Source organism: Streptomyces sp. NPDC051286, assembly GCF_044455345.1.
Taxonomy (GTDB): domain Bacteria; phylum Actinomycetota; class Actinomycetes; order Streptomycetales; family Streptomycetaceae; genus Streptomyces.
The window spans coordinates 157,859-176,941 of the sequence record NZ_JBITER010000008.1 but is presented as its reverse complement, the minus strand read 5'-3'; the positions used below and the strand labels follow the sequence as shown (position 1 = coordinate 176,941).

18 protein-coding genes and 1 pseudogene are annotated in these 19,083 nt (G+C 72.2%); 13 read left to right on the top strand and 6 right to left on the bottom strand.

What is annotated here, in order from left to right:
- Positions 1–14: 14 nt before the first annotated feature.
- The 6 genes from ACIBB8_RS11285 (at position 15) to ACIBB8_RS11260 (ending at position 5,760) form a co-directional block, all read left to right on the top strand.
- Positions 15–1,271, top strand: a complete 1,257-nt coding sequence (locus tag ACIBB8_RS11285) for an MAB_1171c family putative transporter (RefSeq protein ID WP_398950797.1) — start codon at positions 15–17, stop codon at positions 1,269–1,271.
- Positions 1,268–1,873: a hypothetical protein gene (locus ACIBB8_RS11280; RefSeq protein ID WP_398950794.1), complete on the top strand. Its 606-nt coding sequence runs from the start codon at positions 1,268–1,270 to the stop codon at positions 1,871–1,873. The genes ACIBB8_RS11285 and ACIBB8_RS11280 overlap by 4 nt, the downstream gene beginning before the upstream one ends.
- 345 nt (positions 1,874–2,218) lie before the next feature.
- Positions 2,219–3,280 (top strand): NAD-dependent epimerase/dehydratase family protein, encoded by a 1,062-nt coding sequence (locus ACIBB8_RS11275; RefSeq protein WP_398950792.1) that lies wholly within the window; start codon positions 2,219–2,221, stop codon positions 3,278–3,280.
- Between the two features lie 265 nt (positions 3,281–3,545).
- Positions 3,546–4,280 carry a glycosyltransferase family 2 protein gene (locus ACIBB8_RS11270; RefSeq protein WP_398950790.1) on the top strand — a complete coding sequence of 245 codons (735 nt, stop codon included), beginning with the start codon at positions 3,546–3,548 and terminating at the stop codon, positions 4,278–4,280.
- On the top strand, positions 4,277–4,924 hold the full coding sequence (locus ACIBB8_RS11265; protein ID WP_398950788.1) for a DUF2064 domain-containing protein: 648 nt from the start codon (positions 4,277–4,279) through the stop codon (positions 4,922–4,924). The genes ACIBB8_RS11270 and ACIBB8_RS11265 overlap by 4 nt, the downstream gene beginning before the upstream one ends.
- A gap of 26 nt (positions 4,925–4,950) precedes the next feature.
- Positions 4,951–5,760, top strand: a complete 810-nt coding sequence (locus ACIBB8_RS11260) for a class I SAM-dependent methyltransferase (protein WP_398950786.1) — start codon at positions 4,951–4,953, stop codon at positions 5,758–5,760.
- A 337-nt stretch (positions 5,761–6,097) separates the two neighbouring features.
- Here ACIBB8_RS11260 and ACIBB8_RS11255 read toward each other — a convergent pair whose 3' ends face one another.
- Positions 6,098–7,447 carry a molybdopterin-dependent oxidoreductase gene (locus tag ACIBB8_RS11255; protein WP_398950784.1) on the bottom strand — a complete coding sequence of 450 codons (1,350 nt, stop codon included), beginning with the start codon at positions 7,445–7,447 and terminating at the stop codon, positions 6,098–6,100.
- Positions 7,448–7,609: 162 nt separating this feature from the next.
- On the opposite strand from ACIBB8_RS11255, the gene ACIBB8_RS11250 reads away from it, so the two are divergent.
- Both ACIBB8_RS11250 and ACIBB8_RS11245 read left to right on the top strand, forming a co-directional pair.
- Positions 7,610–9,010, top strand: a complete 1,401-nt coding sequence (locus tag ACIBB8_RS11250) for a hypothetical protein (protein WP_398950782.1) — start codon at positions 7,610–7,612, stop codon at positions 9,008–9,010.
- A 116-nt stretch (positions 9,011–9,126) separates the two neighbouring features.
- Positions 9,127–9,390, top strand: a pseudogene (locus ACIBB8_RS11245) (GNAT family N-acetyltransferase); the annotation flags it as partial.
- An 88-nt stretch (positions 9,391–9,478) separates the two neighbouring features.
- Here ACIBB8_RS11245 and ACIBB8_RS11240 read toward each other — a convergent pair.
- Entirely contained in the window at positions 9,479–9,868 is a 390-nt protein-coding gene (locus tag ACIBB8_RS11240) for a hypothetical protein (protein WP_398950780.1), read from the bottom strand.
- A 53-nt stretch (positions 9,869–9,921) separates the two neighbouring features.
- Positions 9,922–11,364: an MFS transporter gene (locus ACIBB8_RS11235; RefSeq protein ID WP_398950778.1), complete on the bottom strand. Its 1,443-nt coding sequence runs from the start codon at positions 11,362–11,364 to the stop codon at positions 9,922–9,924.
- A gap of 69 nt (positions 11,365–11,433) precedes the next feature.
- Here ACIBB8_RS11235 and ACIBB8_RS11230 point away from each other — a divergent pair, with 69 nt between their 5' ends.
- The 4 genes from ACIBB8_RS11230 to ACIBB8_RS11215 all read left to right on the top strand — a co-directional run bounded on the left by ACIBB8_RS11230 (position 11,434) and on the right by ACIBB8_RS11215 (position 15,132).
- Positions 11,434–12,102: a TetR/AcrR family transcriptional regulator gene (locus ACIBB8_RS11230; protein ID WP_398950776.1), complete on the top strand. Its 669-nt coding sequence runs from the start codon at positions 11,434–11,436 to the stop codon at positions 12,100–12,102.
- 414 nt (positions 12,103–12,516) lie between these two features.
- Positions 12,517–13,002 carry a peroxiredoxin gene (locus tag ACIBB8_RS11225; protein WP_398950898.1) on the top strand — a complete coding sequence of 162 codons (486 nt, stop codon included), beginning with the start codon at positions 12,517–12,519 and terminating at the stop codon, positions 13,000–13,002.
- A gap of 104 nt (positions 13,003–13,106) precedes the next feature.
- Positions 13,107–13,616, top strand: coding sequence for a hypothetical protein (locus tag ACIBB8_RS11220; RefSeq protein WP_398950773.1), 510 nt, complete (start codon positions 13,107–13,109; stop codon positions 13,614–13,616).
- A 55-nt stretch (positions 13,617–13,671) separates the two neighbouring features.
- A complete protein-coding gene (locus ACIBB8_RS11215; protein WP_398950770.1) occupies positions 13,672–15,132 on the top strand; it encodes a flotillin family protein in 1,461 nt (486 codons plus the stop codon).
- A gap of 89 nt (positions 15,133–15,221) precedes the next feature.
- Here ACIBB8_RS11215 and ACIBB8_RS11210 read toward each other — a convergent pair whose 3' ends face one another.
- Positions 15,222–16,163 carry a M56 family metallopeptidase gene (locus ACIBB8_RS11210; protein WP_398950768.1) on the bottom strand — a complete coding sequence of 314 codons (942 nt, stop codon included), beginning with the start codon at positions 16,161–16,163 and terminating at the stop codon, positions 15,222–15,224.
- Positions 16,164–16,166: 3 nt separating this feature from the next.
- Positions 16,167–16,625 carry a BlaI/MecI/CopY family transcriptional regulator gene (locus ACIBB8_RS11205; RefSeq protein WP_398950766.1) on the bottom strand — a complete coding sequence of 153 codons (459 nt, stop codon included), beginning with the start codon at positions 16,623–16,625 and terminating at the stop codon, positions 16,167–16,169.
- Positions 16,626–16,789: 164 nt separating this feature from the next.
- Here ACIBB8_RS11205 and ACIBB8_RS11200 point away from each other — a divergent pair, with 164 nt between their 5' ends.
- On the top strand, positions 16,790–17,245 hold the full coding sequence (locus tag ACIBB8_RS11200; protein WP_398950764.1) for a tellurite resistance TerB family protein: 456 nt from the start codon (positions 16,790–16,792) through the stop codon (positions 17,243–17,245).
- 225 nt (positions 17,246–17,470) lie between these two features.
- Here ACIBB8_RS11200 and ACIBB8_RS11195 read toward each other — a convergent pair whose 3' ends face one another.
- Positions 17,471–19,027 (bottom strand): MFS transporter, encoded by a 1,557-nt coding sequence (locus ACIBB8_RS11195; RefSeq protein WP_398950762.1) that lies wholly within the window; start codon positions 19,025–19,027, stop codon positions 17,471–17,473.
- Between the last annotated feature and the right edge of the window lie 56 nt (positions 19,028–19,083).

Below are 19,083 nucleotides of genomic sequence, written 5' to 3'. Positions count from 1 at the left end.
AGAGGAATCCCGCCGTGACCCCGCTCGACCTCGCCGGCTACCTCATAGCCGTCCTGATGACGGCTGTCGCCGTGTGGCGCATGCCGGCCGCCCTGTGGGGCGACGAGGAGGACAAGCGTCGCCGCGCCCTGTGGGGCTGCTACGCCGGATTCGCCGCCGCCCTGTGGACCAAGACCGAGGTGGTGCGGATCGGGCTCAACAACAGCCCGGTCACCGACCTCTCGGTTCTGATCAAGCACTACACGGCGACGATCGCGATCCTGGCGATCCTCAGCTACATCGTCGCCATCTACGGGCAGTACCCCGACGCCGGTGACGTCCCGCGGCACGTCCGGTTCGCCCGGGCGGTCCAGCAGGTGGCGGCCAAGGCGTCCGTCGCCACGCTGATCCTGCTGACGGTGCTCTTCTTCACCGTCGTCGACCGTTCCGTGCCGTCGGACCGCTTCGTCGCCGACCATGCGGGCCAGTGGGGCGCCACGCTGTACATGAGCGTGTTCTACCTCTACCTCGGCGCCGCGTCCGCGGTCTGCGCCTATCAGTGGGCGCTGGCCACCGCCGGTGCCGGGCTGCGCCATCTGCGGGTGGGGCTCGCGATGATGACGTTCGCGATGTTCATCGGGGTCGCCTACACGGTCAGCCGCACCCTGTTCCTGTGGGTCAGCGTCGTCGACCAGCCGAGTGCCGCCTTCGCGCTGGAGTTCGACGAGGTCACCGAGGCCGCGCAGGTCGTGCTGTTCGCGTTCTTCGCGGTCGGCGCTTCCGTCCCCGCCCTCAGCAAGGGGCGGCGCCGGGCGAAGCTGTGGCGGGCCCAGACCCGGCTGCACGCGCTCTGGTACGAGCTGATGACGGCCTTCCCCGACCAGCCGTTCGAGCCCCCGGCCTCGCTCCGGCGCGAGCTGACCCGGTTCGACACCCCCGCGGATCTCCGGATCGACCGGTGGGCCGCAGATATCGCGGACGCGGTCGAGAAGCTGCGCCACTACGTACCGGACAGCCTGCTCCCGGCCACCGTGGCAGCTGCCGCCGCCGACGCCTCTGCCCCGGCGAAGGCCGGTCCGCTCGCCGACGCGTACTGGATCAAGGCCGCCCTCGCCGCGATGAACGCCGGCGCTCCCGCCGGGAGCGCCGCGGCGGTCGGCACCCAGCACGCCACCGACCAGGACGGTGAGGTGGCGTGGCTGGTGCAGGTGGCGACGGCCTACCGGACCGTCACCGAGGACCGGGCCCGGGACGTACTGGCGGCTTCGGCGGCCATGGAGAGGACGGCATGACGACCACCGATTCGGCCACCGGCTCCGACCCGACGACGGCTTCGGCCGCCCGCGTGGTCACGGATGTGCTGCAGCCCCGCAACCTTCTGCTGGCCGGCATGCTCGCCATCGGGTCGGCGGCCGCCGGCCACTGGACCGGTCTGCTGTGGGGCCTGCTCGGCGCCCTGTGCGCGGGGATCCTCCCCGCCGCGTACATCGAGTGGGAACGGGGGCGCGGAACCTGGGGCGACCGGCATGTGGTCGACCGTACGAAGCGCGCACCGATCTTCCTCGTCATCCTCGGCTCGATCGGCGCGGGCTCGGTCGTCATGGTCCTCGGCCACGCGCCCACCGGGATCCTGGTGGCGATGCTGGCCTTGTGGGCGATGACGGTCGTGCTGCTGGCCGTCAACACCGTCTGGAAGATCTCGGTGGACGCGTCGGTCGCCTCGGCGGTCGTCGCGCTGCTGGCCGCGGTCCACTCGCCGTGGTGGCTGCTCTCGTATGCGATGACGGCCGCCGTGTGCTGGTCACGGGTGGCGCTCGGGTACCACAGCGTCGCCCAGACGGTGGCGGGCTCGGCGCTGGGCGCGGGGACCGCGACCGCGTTCCTGCTCGTCTGACGGCCACTCGGTTCCGCCGCCGCGTCATCCTGTTGCACCACACTGCCCCGCGTTCCGGACCCCGGTGCCGGTCCCGGACGCCGAGGTCCCGGACTTCGCCACCGTGAAGTCCCCTCCCCGCCGCCGCCCGTTCGGTCCGGCGATTCCGTGACGTGCCCGCACGGCGCAGGGCCTGAGAGCCTGTCGGACGCCAAAGGGCTGTCCCGTCATCCCTGGTGGGCGCACGACGACAGCGACGGCACCCCGCCGCGTTGTCGAGGCTGCTCCTCCGCCCTGCGACGCACCACGTCTGACGCCGTGCGCTGATCCACCGCGGATGACGGGACAGCCCTTAGCGTGACAGCTATGCGTGTACTGCTCACCGGCGGAGCCGGTTTCATCGGGGGACACATCGCCGGGGCGCTGGCGGCGCGGAAGCACGAAGTGGTGGTCGTCGACGCGCTGCTGGAGTCGGCGCACGGCGTGGGCACCGGAGGCGGCCGGGACGGGCTGATCGTTGCCGATGTCCGGGACAAGGCGGCGGTGGCCGACGCGCTGCGGGGCGTCGACGCGGTCTGCCATCAGGCCGCGATGGTCGGTCTGGGCAAGGACTTCGCGGACGCCCCGGAGTACGTCGGCTGCAACGACCTCGGGACCGCCGTCCTGCTGGCGGAGATGGCCGCGGCCGGTGTGCGGAATCTGGTGCTGGCCGGTTCGATGGTCGTCTACGGCGAGGGGCGGTACGACTGCCCCCGGCACGGGCGGGTCCGGCCCGGGCCGCGGGCCGTGGACGATCTGGCGGCGGGCCTGTTCGAGCCGCGCTGCCCGGACTGCGGGGCGGAGCTGACGCCGGGGCTGGTGGGCGAGGACGCGCCCACCGACCCGCGCAATGTGTACGCGGCGACGAAGCTCGCCCAGGAACATCTGGCCGCCGCGTGGGCGCGCGCGACGGGCGGCCGGGCGGTGACCCTGCGCTACCACAACGTGTACGGGCCGGGGATGCCGCGCGACACCCCGTACGCGGGGGTCGCCTCCTTCTTCCGCTCCTCGCTGGAGCGGGGCGAGGCGCCGCAGGTCTTCGAGGACGGCGGTCAGCGGCGGGACTTCGTCCATGTACGCGATGTGGCGTCCGCGAACGCGGTGGCACTGGAGGCCGTGGGGGGACACGGGGCGGGAAGTTTCGCCGCGTACAACACGGGGAGCGGGGATCCGCACACGATCGGCGAGATGGCGACGGCGCTGGCGTCCGCGCACGGCGGTCCGGCACCGGAGATCACCGGCGGGTACCGGCTCGGAGATGTACGTCATGTGACGGCGGACTCGCGGCGGTTGAGGGAGGAACTGGGCTGGCGCCCGGAGGTGGGTTTCGCGGAGGGGATGGAGGAGTTCGCCGGGGCGGCGTTGCGAGGGGCGGTCGCCACCGGTTGACCGACGGCCGCTCCGGCTCCGGACGGCCCGCCCGGTCCGGACCGACGGCGGCCACCTCGGCGACCGTCGGATCGTCGTCGACGACGAGAACATGACCGCGCGGTCCGCCGCGGACGGGTCCGGGACCCGGGATGTCCGGGATGTTCTCCATACGGTCACCTTGGCATCCCGGCCCCCGGGTCGGGCAGTCGGCGGTCCGCCGAAGGGTCGACGTCCGTCTTACGTAGGAACCTGAAGCCCGAAATGCCGGTTTTCGCTCCGTAGTGTGAGCGAGGTGACCGACTTCTACCCCGCCCACTCCCCCCACGCCGACGTGATCCTCCCCTGTCTGGACGAGGCCGCCGCGCTGCCCCGGGTGCTGGGCCGCATCCCGGACGGCTGGCGCGCCGTCGTCGTCGACAACGGCTCCACCGACGGATCGGCGGAGCTCGCCCGCTCGCTCGGGGCGACTGTCGTCCATGAGCCGCGACGCGGCTTCGGCGCCGCGTGCCACGCCGGACTGCTCGCCGCCGAGGCGGAGTTCGTCTGCTTCTGCGACTGCGACGGTTCCCTCGATCCGGGTCTGCTGCCCGGCTTCGTACGCCGGGTCGCCGACGGCGAGACCGATCTGCTGCTGGGGCGCCGCCGCCCCGAGGGCCGTGGCGCGTGGCCGCTGCACGCCCGCGCCGGGAATCTGGCGCTGGCCCGGATGGTGCGCCGCCGGACGGGACTGCGCCTGCACGACCTCGGCCCGATGCGGGCGGGGCGCCGGGCGGATCTGCTGGCACTGGAGCTCACCGACCGGCGCAGCGGCTACCCGCTGGAGATGGTGGTGCGTGCGTCGGACGCCGGGCTGCGGGTCGCCGAGACAGATGTCCCGTACCTGCCGCGTACGGGCAGGTCCAAGGTGACCGGAACCTGGCGGGGGACCTGGCATGCGGTACGGGACATGCGCGCGGTCCTGCACAGGCCGCCGGAACGGACGAGCGCGGCGACGGCCCGTCAGGAGGCGCCCCGATGAGCGTGCCCGGCCCGACCGCCCTCCTCGTCATCGCCAAGGAACCACTGCCCGGACTGGTCAAAACCCGGCTCACGCCGCCGTTCACGCCCGCCGAGGCCGCACAGCTCGCCGAGGCGGCGCTCCGGGACACGCTGCGCACGATGCTCTCGCTGCCCGCCCGGCGGCGCGTACTCGTGCTGGACGGGCGGCCGGGGCCCTGGCTGCCGGCGGGCGTCGAGGTGGTGGCACAGAGCTCCGGCGGACTCGACGAGCGGCTCGCGGCGGCGTTCGCCGGCTGCACCGGTCCGGCCCTGCTCATCGGCATGGACACCCCGCAGATCTCCGCCGCCCAGTTGGGGCGCGCGCTCTCCCCGGATGCCTGGGACGACTGCGACGCCTGGTTCGGCCCCGCCGACGACGGCGGCTTCTGGGCACTCGGCCTGGCCGCCCCCGACCCGGACCTGGTGCGCGGTGTGCCCATGTCCGTCCCGCAGACCGGTGCGGTCCAGCGGCGGCGTCTCGTCGACGCCGGACTGACCGTGCGCGATCTGCCACGGCTGCGGGACGTGGATACAGCGGCGGACGCCGCGCACGTCGCCGCCGCCGCACCGCACGGGGAGTTCGCCGCGGCGCTGGCCCGGCTGACCGCGGCGGCGGCCCGGTGAGCGGTACGGTGCCGGACCGCGCCGCCATGAGCACGGCAGGTTCCGAAAGAGAGGACCTCGCCCCGTGGTCCACCGACCCCTACGCCGACGCGCTGCGCAACGGCCACGGTCCGCTCTTCCTCCGCCGTACGGACGGCTCACTGCTGCCCCTGGACGTCGAGCGCTGGTGTGCGCAGGCCGACGCCGCCGACCTGTCGGCGCTGCGCCTCTGCGAAGGGCCGGTCCTCGACATCGGGTGCGGTCCCGGCCGCCTCGTCGCGGAACTGGCCTCCCGCGGCCACCGCGCACTCGGCATCGACGTCAGCGCCGCCGCTGTCGCCCACACGCTCCGGATCGGCGGCTCGGCGATGCGCCGTTCCGTCTTCGACCCGCTTCCCGGTGAGGGCCGTTGGGGCACTGTGCTGCTGATCGACGGCAACATCGGCATCGGCGGCGACCCGCACCGTCTCCTGCTGCGCACCGCGGACCTCCTCGCCCCCGGCGGGCTCCTCATCGCGGAGACGTCGCCGCTGGACATCGACGAACGGGCCCAGGTCCGGTTGTACGACGGTCGCCTCGCGCCGGATGGGACCGGCGAGGAGGACCGGGCCGCCACCGGGGGCGCGCTCTTCCCCTGGGCCCGGATCGGCACCCCGGCCCTGCTCCGGTACACGCAGCCGAACGCCTGGCGGGCCGTCGATCAGTGGGTGTCGGACGGCCGCCCCTTCATCGCCCTGCGCCGCACCCGGAGGGTCCGGACGCTCAGCCAGCACGCCGACACCGCGAACAACGCCGCCGTGATCAGCAGCCAGTTCCCGAGGAACACATCGGGGGAGAGCCCGCTCGCCGGTTTGTAATGGGTCGCCTTCCTGCTGATCAGCGGGAACCACATCAGCAGGAGCAGCCCGGAGAGAAAGGCGGGCACGCGGACGAAGTTGACCAGCCCGGAGCGCGGTCCCAGAACCGCGCGTACGCCCCGGTCCGCCGTCGCGTACACCGGCAGCAGCACGAGGTCGTGCAGCAGCGCGGAGCCGACGAACCACACCGCGACACCGAACGTGTCCCCCTCCAGCAGCCGCACACCCGCGTAGCCCGCGAGAGCGAAGGTGGCGGCCAGGAGCAGGAAATGCAGTGGTCCTTCCCCGTACCAGCGCCTGAAGACCGCCGCGTACCGCGGGCCGTTCGTCCTCCGCATCACAGCTCTCCGAACGTCAGCCGGGTCACCCATTTGGTGTTGAGCACGCCGGGCGCGGCCGGGACGATGATCCGCGCCGGGTACCCGTGGTCCGGCGACAGCGTCTCGCCGTTGACCTCCAGCGCCAGCAGCGAGCGCGGGTCGCGCACCTGGTTGTCGCGGAGCGCGGCCTTCCGGAACGGCCCGCTGCGCTGCACGGACTCCACGAACACCCCCGGCGGCCGGTCCGGATATCCGGCGAGTGCCGCCAGATCCCGCAGCCGAACCCCGCGCCACCACTGGTCCGCGGTCGACCAGCCCTCCACGCACGCGATCGGCAACGCGGCGCTGTACTGGTCCATGGCCAGGAGCTGTTCCCGCGTGAACACGAGATCCCCGGCGGGTCCGCTGACGGTCAGCCGCCACCGTTCACCCGTGTCGGCTGGGACGATCCGGACGGACGCGGCCGTCTTGTTGATCTGGAAGCCGTTGGGCCCCGACCCGGGGTCGGCGACCCCGCGCGGGGTGAGGAGTGCGGTGCCGCGCAGCACGTCGAAGCTCCGGCCCACCGAAGTGATCAGCAGGAGGAGCGACCCGGCGCCCACCACGGCGAAAGCGCCGCGCCGGGAGATGGTCGGCGCATGGGGGGCGGGGGACGCCAGCTCATCGGTCTCACCGCGCAGTTCACCACTGCGCAGCACCCGCACGGCCCGCGGGAGTTTCAGCCCGACGTGGGCGACGAACCCGGCGAAGAACACCCACGCCCCGTAGAAGTGGAGCGGGTAGAACGACCCCGGGAACACGTAGAACACCTGGATGTTGAGCAGCCCGGTGATGAACTCGAACAGCGCCCCGCCGACGAGCAGCAGCAACGACACCCGTTCCAGGGCGTGCCCCACCGACCGGACCGGCGGCAGCGCGAAAAATTTCGGGATCACCGACCACAGCTTCGCCAGCAGTACCGGTACGAGCACGATACCGACCATGACGTGCAGCCCCTGTGTCAGCCGGTACAGCCAGTGCGGTGCGGTCGGCCAGGCGAACAGGTAGAACCCCAGCGGTCCCTTGCCCGGCGTCTTGTCGTTGACCGGCGCAAGATTCGGGTTGTACGCGGCGTACGACAGCAGCCCCGTCACGAACACCAGCGTCAGCCCGACGAGGAGGACGAGCCCGAGCACCGCCGTGAACCGGACGCTGCGCACGGGGCTGCGCCAGAACCCGGGGGAGGAGGGCAGCCGATCCGTGGTCCTGAGCCGTTCGAGAACGGCCGGGACCCGCCCTGCGGACGGTCCGCCGTCCGATGGCCCGGCACGGCCCCCACCGAAGCGGAACGGGAACCGGAACGCTCTGTTGTGACGTCTGTCGCCCATGTCCCGACGCTAAACCCGAGGTCTCGGGCCGCAGCGCGTACGACTCCTGACGAAACTCCGACGTCACTCCCGAAGTCCGCCAATCGGGCCAAGATCTGACAGTTCGATGACGCGCCCCGGTGGCACCACCCGTCATCGCCCCGCCCTGCATAGCGTGCCTGTGTGAAGACCGAGGAGCACGTGAAACGCGAGCAGCGCACCGCCGGCCGGCGCGCCACCGGCCGACGCCTCGACCTGATCGCCGCCGCCACCGGTGTCCTGCTGGTCACCGCCGCCGTGCTGGTCGGCCGGGCGATCCAGGACGCCGGCGGCAGCCTCTACGTCAACTGGCCGCCCCTGCTGGCGTCCTGGTACCCGCACACCGGCCCCGGCACCCCGGCCGCCGTGGTCGTCGCCGCGGTCGTCGTCGCGTACGGGCCGGTCCTCGCCGGCCGGCTGCCCTGGCGGGGTCTGCTCGCGACCGCGTGGGCGGCCTCCCTCGGCTGGATCTTCTCCCTGGCGATGATCGACGGCTGGGGGCGGGGCATCGCCGAACGGCTCACCACGAAGCATGAATACCTGCGGGTCATCAGCCGTTTCGACGATATCGGCGCAGCGCTGCGCGGATTCAACACGCACATCCTGATCGGCCCCCCGGGCAACTGGCCCGCCCATGTCGCCGGTCATCCGCCGGGCGCCACGCTCACCTTCGTGCTGCTGGACCGGATCGGGCTGGGCGGCGGGGGCTGGGCCGGTGTCTGGTGCATCGTGCTCGGCGGCTCCGCCGTCGTCGCCGCCCTGATCACGGTGCGCGCCCTCGCCGACGAACACATCGCCCGCCGCGCCGCCCCGTTCCTCGTCCTCGCGCCGATGGCGGTCTGGACCGGCGCCTCGGCGGACGCCTGGTTCGCCGCGGTCGCCGCGTGGTCGGTCGCCCTCCTCGCCCTGGCCGCAACCCGCCGGACCCGGCCGGGCCGCGCCGCCGCGGCCGCCCTCGCCTCCGGCCTCCTCTACGGCCTGACCTGCTATCTCTCGTACGGCCTGACGCTCATCGCGCTCCTGCTCCTCGCCGTTCTGTTCCTCGCCCGCACCGCGCGCCCCCTTCCGCTTCTCCTGCTCGGGGCGCTCGTCGTGCCGGTCGCTTTCACCGTGGCGGGCTTCAACTGGTGGGAGGGGTACCGGCTGTTGGTCGAGCGTTACTACCAGGGGGCGGGTGGGATCCGTCCGTACACCTACTGGGTCTGGGCGAATCTCGCGGCCACCACGATCGCCGCCGGTCTCGCCACCGTCGCCGGTCTCCGCCGGGCCGCGGCCGGCGCCCCGTCCGCCGTCCGCGCCGTCCGCACCGGCGCCACCTCCGCACCGCAGCGGCTGAGCCTCCTCGCGCTGGCCGCGCTCCTCGCCCTCCTCGTCGCGGATCTGTCCGGGATGAGCAAGGCCGAGACGGAACGCATCTGGCAGCCGTTCGTCCTCTGGCTGCTGCCCGCCGCCGCACTGCTCCCCCTGTCCGCCCGACGCGGCTGGCTGACGGCGCAGGCGGTCGTCGCCCTGCTCGTCAACCACCTGCTCTGGACCGGGTGGTGAGTTCGGGAAGCACGTTGAACCGATCAGGCACGGGGTACAGGTTGCCCCGTGCCGACATTCGAGATCACCACCGCAAGCGCCGCCGACATCGACATGCTGGGCGAGTGGGCCCACGCCGAGGGCTGCGAACGTCGTCACGCATCGGCCCGCTGCACGCCACATCGCCCGAGGTGGCGGCCGCCCTGGTGAGCGCCCTCTCGGCCACTGCACCGGAGACGGAGATCGCCGTCGACGTACCCGACATCAATCCGGCGGCGGTCCGGCTCGCCGAACAGCTGGGTCTCACCCCGTCGTTCGAGACAGCCCGCATGTACACGGGCCCGACGCCGGACGTCGACTACACCGGGCTGTACGGCATCACCACCCTGGAACTCGGCTGACCGTCGGATGCCCTGACCGCCGCCGCTCGTCCGCCCCTTACGGCCTCCCCCACGACAGGGAGTGGGCTCCCTGCCGCGGGGGAGGCCGTTACCGCCCGAGCCGGTCCAGCACCCGGCCGCGGAGCAGCTCGTACTCCTCGCGCAGCCGTACGATCTCCGCCGGCCGGGGTATCACCGTGCCACCGGTGACGATCTCCTCCGGCCCGAACTGCTCCCGCGTGAGGTCGATCTCCACGCCCATGCCCAGCCGGTTCCACCAGTGGAAGTCGGTGCGCTCACCGTCGACCCGGACCTCGCCGCGGATCAGCTCGCCGCCCAGCAGATCGTTGAGCACCAGGGCGGTGACCCCGCACTGGTCCCGGGCCGGATTGTCCGCCGTCCAGTGCGGCCGGTGGGCGGGCGTGGCCGTGTCGGCACCCCAACTGGCGCGGACGGCGGCTTCGACATCGACGAGCAGCAACGGCTCCGTGGTCTCCATGGCACCGATCCTCGCAGCACCCGCTGACAACGCGGCTGCTCCTCCCTCTCCCTTCAGTGCACGTGCGGCCCGCCCGTCGTCTCCGGCTTCCCCCTCGGCACCAGTCCGACCGCGACGACCGCACCGGCCCCGGCCGCCGCCGCACAGACCGTGAACGCGTCGGCGAACCCGCCCACCGCACCGCCTTCGATCCCGGCTGCCGCGACCGTGGAGACGACCGCCACTCCGATCGCGCCGCCCACCTCGTGGAACGTGTTGACCACCCCGGACGCGAGCCCCGCCTCGCGGTGCCCGACCATGCCCAGCGCCGTCGTGGTCGCGGTGACGAAGACCGCGCCGAGTCCGAGCGCGGCGACGGAGAGGCCGGGCAGCAGCGCCCCGTACACGCTGCTGTCCGCTCCCAGCCGGGTCAGCGGTACGGAACCGGCGGCGGCGATCACCATCCCGGCGACCGCTGTCCCGCGGCTGCCGGCCGTCCCGACCAGCCGCGCCCCCAGATGCGCGCCGAGCCCGACCGCGACGGCCACCGGCAGGAACACCAGCCCGGTCCGCATCGGGGTGAACCCTCGCGCATGCTGCAGATAGACCGACCCGAGGAAGAAAAAGGCGATCAGCAGCGCCGTCGCGACCAGCATCAGGAACGCGCCGGCGAGCACCGGCCGCCGGGTGAACATCCGCAGATCCATCAGCGGCTGCTCGGCCGCCCGTTCGACGCCCGCGAACGCCCCGTACAGGAGCACGGCCCCCGCGACCGGCACGAGGACGGCGGCCGATCCCCACCCGGCGTCCCCCGCCTCGACCAGTCCGTAGATGAGCGCTCCGGTCCCGGCCGTGACCAGCAGCGCGCCGGGCAGATCGAGCCGGGCGGAGGGCTGGGGGGCGCGCGCCGGGACGAGGGTGGGTACGGCGGCGAGCAGGGCGATCCCGACGGGGACATTGATGTAGAAGACCCACTGCCACCCGGGGCCACCGGTCAGCGCGCCGCCGAGCAGCACCCCGATCGCCGACCCGGTCCCGCCGATCGCCGCCCACACCCCGAGTGCCTTGTTGCGCTCCGCGCCGTGGAATGAGGTGGTGACGAGGGACAGGGCGGCGGGCGACAGCAGCGCCGCCCCCACCCCTTGGGCGATCCGGCCCCCGATCAGCACCGGGGCGCTGCCGGCGAGCCCCGTGCCCAGCGAGGCGACGGTGAAGAGGGCCAGCCCCGCAAGGAGGGTGCGGCGCGCGCCGAGGGCGTCGGCGAGCCGGCCGCCGAGCAGCATCAGCCCGCCGAAGCAGAGGGTGTACGCGGTGACGACCCAGGTCAGGGTGGTGCGGCCGAGGTGCAGGTCGGCGGCCATGTCGGGCAGTGCGACGTTCACGACGGTGACGTCGAGGACGAGCATGAACTGCGCGACGCAGACGAGGGCGAGCGCCACCCAGCGACGCGGGTGGGCGGGCGGATGCCCGGCCTGATGTGCGGCCGGATGCTGTAGGTGCGTCTCATGCGGACTCATGAACTGAACTGTACGGGCCAGTTCATATGAACTCAACTGTTCAGTTCAGCTGGCTGTTAGCCTGGCCCCATGACCATGCAGAGCAGCCACCGGGGGAACGCGAAGCAACCCCCCGGCGGACCGCGCGCCGAGGCCAAGCGGCGGGCCATCGTCAAGGCCGCCCGTGAGGCGTTCCTGCGGGAGGGGTTCGGCGTCGGGGTGGACGCCATCGCCACCGACGCGGGCGTGTCGAAGGTGACCGTCTACAACCACTTCGGCAGCAAGGAGGCGCTGTTCACGGCCGTCATCGCGGGCGCACTGGACGAGCCCCTGGGCGGCCCTTCGGCCGCCGCACTGGCCGGACTCGCCGACGCCGAGGACCTGCGCACTGCCTTCGTCGAGGCGGCCCGCACCTGGGTGGCCACCGTCCGCGACAACGCCGACGTCATCGCCCTGCGCAACCTCGTCGCCGCCGAACTGCACCGCTTCCCTGAGCTGGCGAACGCCTGGCAGGGCCGCGGCCCCGAGGGCCACCACCCCGCCGTCGCCGACGCCCTGCGCACCCTCGCCGACCGGGGCCGCCTGACCATCCCGGACCTGGAGACGGCGATCATCCAGCTGTACGCGCTGCTGATCTTCCCGCACCTGGTCTTCAGCTCGTACGGCACGGCCATCGACGACCCGGCCACGGACCGCCTGATCACCAGCGGCGTCGACATGTTCCTGGCCCACTACGCCCCGGCGGGGCCCACCGGCTGAACGCCCCCGCCGTCTCGGTTCAGCGTGTCGATGAGCGCGTACGGCGGCTGGTCCGCTCCGTGCGAGGCGGTTCCCAACCCCGTTCCAGCCGGACCGCGTTGATCTCGGGCAGCCCTCCCGCGTGCCGGGTTCCGGCAGCCCGGACCCGAGGCCGTAAGGGGTGAAGTCCGCGCAGTGCGTCACGACCGGCGCCCGGCCGGGGCGTGCTTCGTGCCGCGCAGCCCGTCACGGCCCGGGCGGGGGCGGCCCCGGACCCGTCTCGCGCCCGCCGGGCAGGTGGAGCACCGCAGCCGCCCCGAAGGGTCACCGGTCCGCCATACGTACCTCCTGGCCGCGGAAGCCGTCACCGTACCGAGCATGCTGTACCGGAACATCACCGAACGCCGCACACCCGTCGCACACAAGGGACCCGCCATGGGATCGTCACCACAAGTCGGCCAGCCCGTCCAGGACTTCACACTGCCGGGCGGAACGCTCGCCGGAGGCACGTTCGAACGCCGCGACTACACACTCTCGGACGCCCGCGGCCGTACCGTCGTCCTCGCCTTCTACCCCGGCGACAACACGGCCGTCTGCACCAAGCAGCTCTGCTCGTACTCCTCCGGCATGGAGACCTTCACCGGTCTCGACGCGGAGGTCTGGGGAATCAGTCCACAGGGTGTGGACAGTCACGAGTCGTTCGCCCGCACGTACGGTCTGCGGATGCCGCTGCTCGCGGACACCGGACGGGAGGTCGCCCGGGCGTACGGGATCACGGCGCCCGGGATCGGGGTGCGCCGCGCCGTGTTCCTGATCGGGCCGGACGGCGTGCTGCGGTGGAAGCATGTCGCGGTCCTCGGGGCCACCTTCCAGTCGCTGGACACGCTCGCCGACCACATCTCCGGCACCAAGAACGAGTAAAAGATTGCCGGACCCCGGCAATGTCACAGCCCGAGCGTGTATGGCATCATCCAGCCAGCTCGACGGAACTTCGGAGAATTTCGCAGATCGGGAAAGGTGATCACATGACCTTGTTTCTCGGCCTGGGCATTGCGGGGATCGTGCTCCTCGCCCTCTCCCTGATCTTCGACGGAATCCTCGAAGGGCTCTTCGGGGGCGTACTCGACGGGCTCTTCGACGGCCTCCTGTCCCTCCCCGTCATTGCCGGATTCCTCTCGATGCTCGGCTTCGGCGGCGCGATCGTGCTCGGCACCACCGGTGCCGGTACGGTCGCCGCGACCGCGGCCGGACTGGTCGCCGGACTGGTCGCGGCCTGGCTGACCTGGAAGTTCAGCCGCGCCCTGATGCGCGATCAGACCGCCGCCACACCGCGGGGCGACGATCTCGTCGGTACGTCCGGGTCCGTCGTCACGGCCATCCCGGCCGACGGCTACGGCGAGGTCCTGCTGCGGCTCGCGGGCCAGCCCCTGAAACTCGCGGCGAAGAGCCCGGCGCCGATCGAACGCGGCACCGAGATCTGGGTGGAAGCCGCACTCTCGACCACCTCGGTCGCGGTCCGCCCCGTCGAGCGCTGACCACCCACACCGAACCGAACCGCCGTCCCCGATCGGGAGGCAGGGGGGACCCCTTATGAGCCCAGTTGTGACCGCCGTCGTCGGAGTCGTCGTACTCCTCGTACTCCTCGGCCTCGTGGTGATCACCCGCTACAAGGTCGCCGGGCCCAGCGAGGCCTTCATCATCACCGGCCGGCGCGGCAAGAAGTCGACCGACCCGGTGACCGGACGCACCAGCATCGACAACAGCGGGCAGAAGGTCGTCGTCGGCGGCGGCGTCTTCGTCGTCCCGTTCGTGCAGCAGAAGTTCACCCTGGACCTCTCCAGCCGGCACATCCCGGTCGCCGTGCGCGGAGCCGTCACCCTGCGCGGCGTGAAGTCCCACCTCGAAGGCGTCGCGATCGTCAAGGTCGGGGGCAACGAGGACGCGATCCGGGCCGCCGCCCAGCGGTTCCTGCAGCAGCAGGACGGCATCGTCGGCTTCACCCAGGAGGTACTCTCCGGCGCGCTGCGCGCCATCGTCGGCCGGATGTCGGTCGAGGACATCATCCGCGACCGCGCCGCGTTCGCCGGCCAGGTAGCCGAGGAGGCCGAGGCCAGCCTCTCCGGCCAGGGCCTGATCCTGGACGCCTTCCAGATCCAGGACATCACCACCGAGGGCTCCTACCTCGAAGACCTCGGCCGCCCCGAGGCCGCCCGAGCCAAGCAGGAGGCGGACATCGCCGAGGCGATCGCCAAGCGCGCGTCCGAGCAGGCCCGCCTGAAGGCCGCCGAGGAAATCGCCATCGCCGAGCGGACCTTCTACCTCAAGCAGGCCGAGATCAAGGCCGAGACGGAAGCGGCGGCGGCCAAGGCCAACGCCGCCGGCCCGCTCGCCGAGGCAGCCCGCCAGCAGGAAGTCCTGGAGGAGCAGGAGAAGGTCGCCCAGCGCCAGGCGGCCCTGACCGACCGCGAGCTCGACACCAAGGTCCGCAAGCCCGCCGACGCCGCCCGCTACCGGGCCGAGCAGGAGGCCGAGGCCCGCCGCATCGCCCAGGTCAAGGAGGCCGAGGCGGACGCGGAACGCTCCCGCCTCACCGGTCAGGGCGAGAAGCTCCACCGCTCGGCGCTCGCCGACGCCGTCCGCATCGAAGGCGAGGCGGAGGCCGCCGCCATCGCCGCGAAGGGCGCGGCCGAGGCCGAGGCCATGCGGAAGAAGGCGGACGCGTTCGCCCAGTACGGCGACGCGGCGGTGCTCCAGATGCTGGTCGAGGTACTCCCGCACGTCGTCGCCAAGGCAGCCGAACCGCTGAGCGCGGTCGACAAAATGACGGTCATCTCGACGGACGGCGCGAGCCAGCTGTCGCGCACGGTCGCGGACAACGTCGCGCAGGGCATGGAACTGCTCACCGCCACGACGGGCGTCGACCTGGCGGCACTGCTGAAGAACCTGAAGGGCGGGCCGGCTTCGGACACTGCGGCGCAGATCCCGGCCCCGGCCCCGGCATCGGCATCGGCATCGGCATCGGCCAACGGCAAGATCGAGATCACCGACTGACGCCGTTCCCGAGCCCCATGTGCCCGGCGGTGAGCAACGGACCGCCGGGCACCGCTGTGTCCGGACCTCGGCCGCCGAGTGAACCACTCTCAGAGCAGGGTCGCCTCGTGCAGGATCCGTACCAGCGTCACCGTCGCGTTCAGCGACGACAGCGCCGACACCATGGTTCCGACGGTGGCCACCAGTCCCGCCCAGGCGACATGCGCGGACGACGGGGGCCACAGCCGGGTCGGCGGGACGGGCTCCAGGAGCGCTGCGACCCGGCGCGGGATCGGGCCCACCGCCGCGAACGCGGCGAACGCGGGCGGGGCGGTCGGCGAACGGTGCGCGAAGAGCGCCGCCTTGCCGACCGCGCCCGCCACCGCCCGCCGGTCACCGATCGCCTGCGCCGCCTCCTCGTCCGCCCACCGTTCCGTGCTGTACGCCACCGCCGTACGCAGCGGCAGCAGGAACGGGTTGGCGCGCGCGGCAAGTTGGGTGGCCAGGAGGTAGCGGTGGTGACGGGCGGCCAGATGGGCCTGCTCATGGGCGACGAGCGCCCGGCGTTCGCGGGCGGTCAGGCACTCCATCATCGCCGTCGACACGACCACCCGGCCGGGTGCGCCGGGAAGGGCGTACGCGTACGGCTCCGGGTCCGGCAGCACGGCGACCGCGGACGGCTGCTCCTGGAGGGACTGCAGGGCCCGTGTGGCGCGGATGCGTTGGCGTACGTGGCGGTGGACTGCCGACCCGCAGGCCACGACCACCGCCGCCAGCACCCCGATCGCGACAATGCCCGCCTTCTCCTCGTACGGCACCGCCGCACGCACCTCGGGGTCCGCCCAGCCGTCCGGCAGCGGGTTGCCGGGGAGTTGGGCCGTGCCCACCACCATCAGCAGCGCCAGGCACACCGTGCTGCACAGGGCGAGCGTCGTGCCGACGGCCGCCAGCAGGCGGGTGGCGCTGCGCGGGTGCAGATGCTGTTCGGCGAGGCGCGCGATCGGCAGCGCGGTCAACGGCAGTACGAGGGGCAGGTAGACGAAGACGCCCATGAGTCAGCCCTCGTCCGTCTCCGTCGTCTGCGCCAGCAGTGCGCGCAGGCGTTCCTCGTCGCCCGGGGACAGCGCCGAGACGAACCGGGCGAGTACGGCCTCGCGGTCCCGTTCGCCGTCCAGGACCCGACGCATCCGCAGCGCGGCGAGACCGGCCTCGTCGGAGGCGGACGTCCAGGTGTAGGAGCGGCCCTCGCGGGCACGGGTCACACACTTCTTCTCGTACAGACGGGACAGGATCGTGATGACGGTGGTGTACGCGAGGTCGCCGTCGAGGTGTTCCTGCACCCAGCCCGCCGTCGCGGAGCCGTTCGCCGAGCGCAGAACGGCGAGGACCTGGGCCTCCAGCTCGCCCTGTCCGCGCTTGCGGGGGCGCCGGTTGTCGGAGGCGGGGCCCGCCGGGGGCACGTTGTCGTCGGGCAGTTCGTTGTACGGGTGGTGGCTGGCCCCGGCCGTGTCCATCGTGGTGACTGCCCTTCGTGCGATGCCGCGTCGGCCACGGCGTCGCAGCATCGTACTGAAGGCCGGTTCCCGGACGCAGTGGGCGACCGCCCTGCTAACTTCTACACGTCTGTAGAGTTGGATCTCGTTCCGGCAACGCAACGCAAGCAACGTATGGAGACGTCATGGCACTGTGGGATCGGATCAAGGAATCCGCGACGACGATGCAGTCGCAGCTCGAGGCGAAGAAGAACGACCTGAAGAGCGGTGCGTTCCGCGACGCGAGCATGGCCATGTGCGCCCTGGTCGCCGCCGCCGACGGTTCCATCGACCCGTCCGAGCGCCAGCGCGTCGCCTCGCTCATCGCCTCCAACGAGGTGCTCCAGAACTTCCCTGCGGACGACCTGCAGCGGCGTTTCAACGAGTACGTGAACAAGCTCACCGCCGACTTCGCCTTCGGCAAGGTCAGCGTGCTCCAGGAGATCGGCAAGGCGAAGAAGAAGCCGGCCGAGGCGCGTGCCGTCATCCAGATCGGCATCGTCATCGGCGGCGCCGACGGCGACTTCGACAAGTCGGAGCAGGCCGTCGTCCGGGAGGCGTGCTTCGCGCTCAACCTTCCGCCGCACGAGTTCGACCTCTAGACACTGCCTTCGGCCCCCCTCTCCGGGCCGGCCGAACGGCACCCCCGTACCGCCGGGAACACACCGTGGTCCGACTGACCATCGGACCGCGCCCGGCAGGCCGGGGAATCGCGACTCCCCCGAGCGAATCCCCGGCCACCCGCCCCCAGGACCCCGCCTCCGTGCCGCGTACGCATCGCGCCACGGAGGCGGGGTCCTGCGAGGTCCGGGGGGCCGGCCCGGTCGTCAGGCGCGGACCGGGGCCGACTCCTCCACCACCTGGGCCCGGGGTGCGCCCCTGGGGTACAGGACCGCCGTCACCACCAGCCCGATGAGGAAGAAGCCCGCCGACCACCAGTACGCGGTGGAGTAGCTCTGCAGTTGGGCCCGGGCGACATGGGCGGGAGTCACCGGGCGGTCGGACAGGTAGTCCATGGCGGCGCTGGTAGCGACGGTGTTCAGCAGCGCCGTGCCGATCGAACCGCCCACCTGCTGGCTGGTACTGACCATCGCCGAGGCCACACCCGCGTCGCGGGCGGCCACCCCGTACGTGGCCAGGTTCATCACCGTGGCGAAGATCGCGCCGAGGCCCAGCCCGAGGACGAGCAGAGCGGGCAGCACATAGGTGAGGTAGCTGCTCGTCAGGTCCAGGCCGGTCATCCACACCATGGCGGCCGCGGCGATACCCATGCCGAGCGGCACGATCGGTTTCGCGCCGAAGCGCGGCACCAGCACATTGGTCGTCGTCATCGACGTCGCGATCATCAAGCAGACCATCGGGATGAAGGCGAGACCGGTGGTCACCGGCGAGTAGTACAGAGTCTTCTGCAGGTAGTACATGAGGAACAGGAAGACGCCGAACATGCCGCCGCCGGCGATGAACATCGCCAGGTACGACGCCCCCCGGTTCCTGTCCAGCACCACCCGCAGCGGCAGCAGCGGATGCGCGGCCCGCGTCAGCCACCGGACGAACGCCGCCAGGAGCACACCGCCCGCCAGCAGGAAGCCCCAGGTGTCCGGTGAACCCCAGGGGTGCGACTCGGCGTTGGAGAATCCGTACACAATGCAGAAGAGTCCCGCCGAGACCAGAACGGTGCCCGGGACGTCGAGCTTGGGGCGGGCGGCGGGGGCACCGGCGGTGAGCAGCCGGATGCCGCCGAGGAAGGCGACCAGGGCGAACAGCAGATTCACGTACAGGCACCAGCGCCAGTTCAGGTACTGGGTGAGGACCCCGCCGAGCAGCAGCCCCACCGCGCCGCCCGTCCCCGCGATCGCGCCGTAGATCCCGAACGCCTTGGCGCGCTCCGCCGGGACGGTGAACGTCGTGGTGAGGAGGGAGAGCGCGGCCGGGGCGAGGAGCGCGCCGAACATGCCCTGGAGTGCGCGGGCGAAGACCAGGACCTCGAAGCCCGGGGCGGCGCCGCCGATCGCCGACGCGACCGCGAAGCCGACCAGGCCGGTCAGGAAGGCGATCCTGCGGCCCACCAGGTCGGCCATCCGGCCGCCGAGCAGCAGCAGTGAGCCGAAGGCCAGGGCGTACGCGGTCACGATCCACTGGCGGTTGCCGTCGGAGAAGCCGAGGTCCTGCTGGGCGGAGGGCAGGGCGATGTTCACGATGGTGGCGTCCAGCACCACCATCAGCTGGGCCAGACCGATCACGGCCAGCACCCACCACCGGCGCGACGGGCCGCGCCCACGGTCGGATGCGGGGCGGGACGGCGGGGAGGTGGCGGCCGCTCTCCCGCCGCTCGCGGAGGACTCCCCCTCGACAAGCTCCCGCGCATGACGTGAGTGACGAACCATGGTCCGGGTCTCCCTCGGTGCGCGCCCCCGAAATCCCCCGGACCCACGCTAAAGGC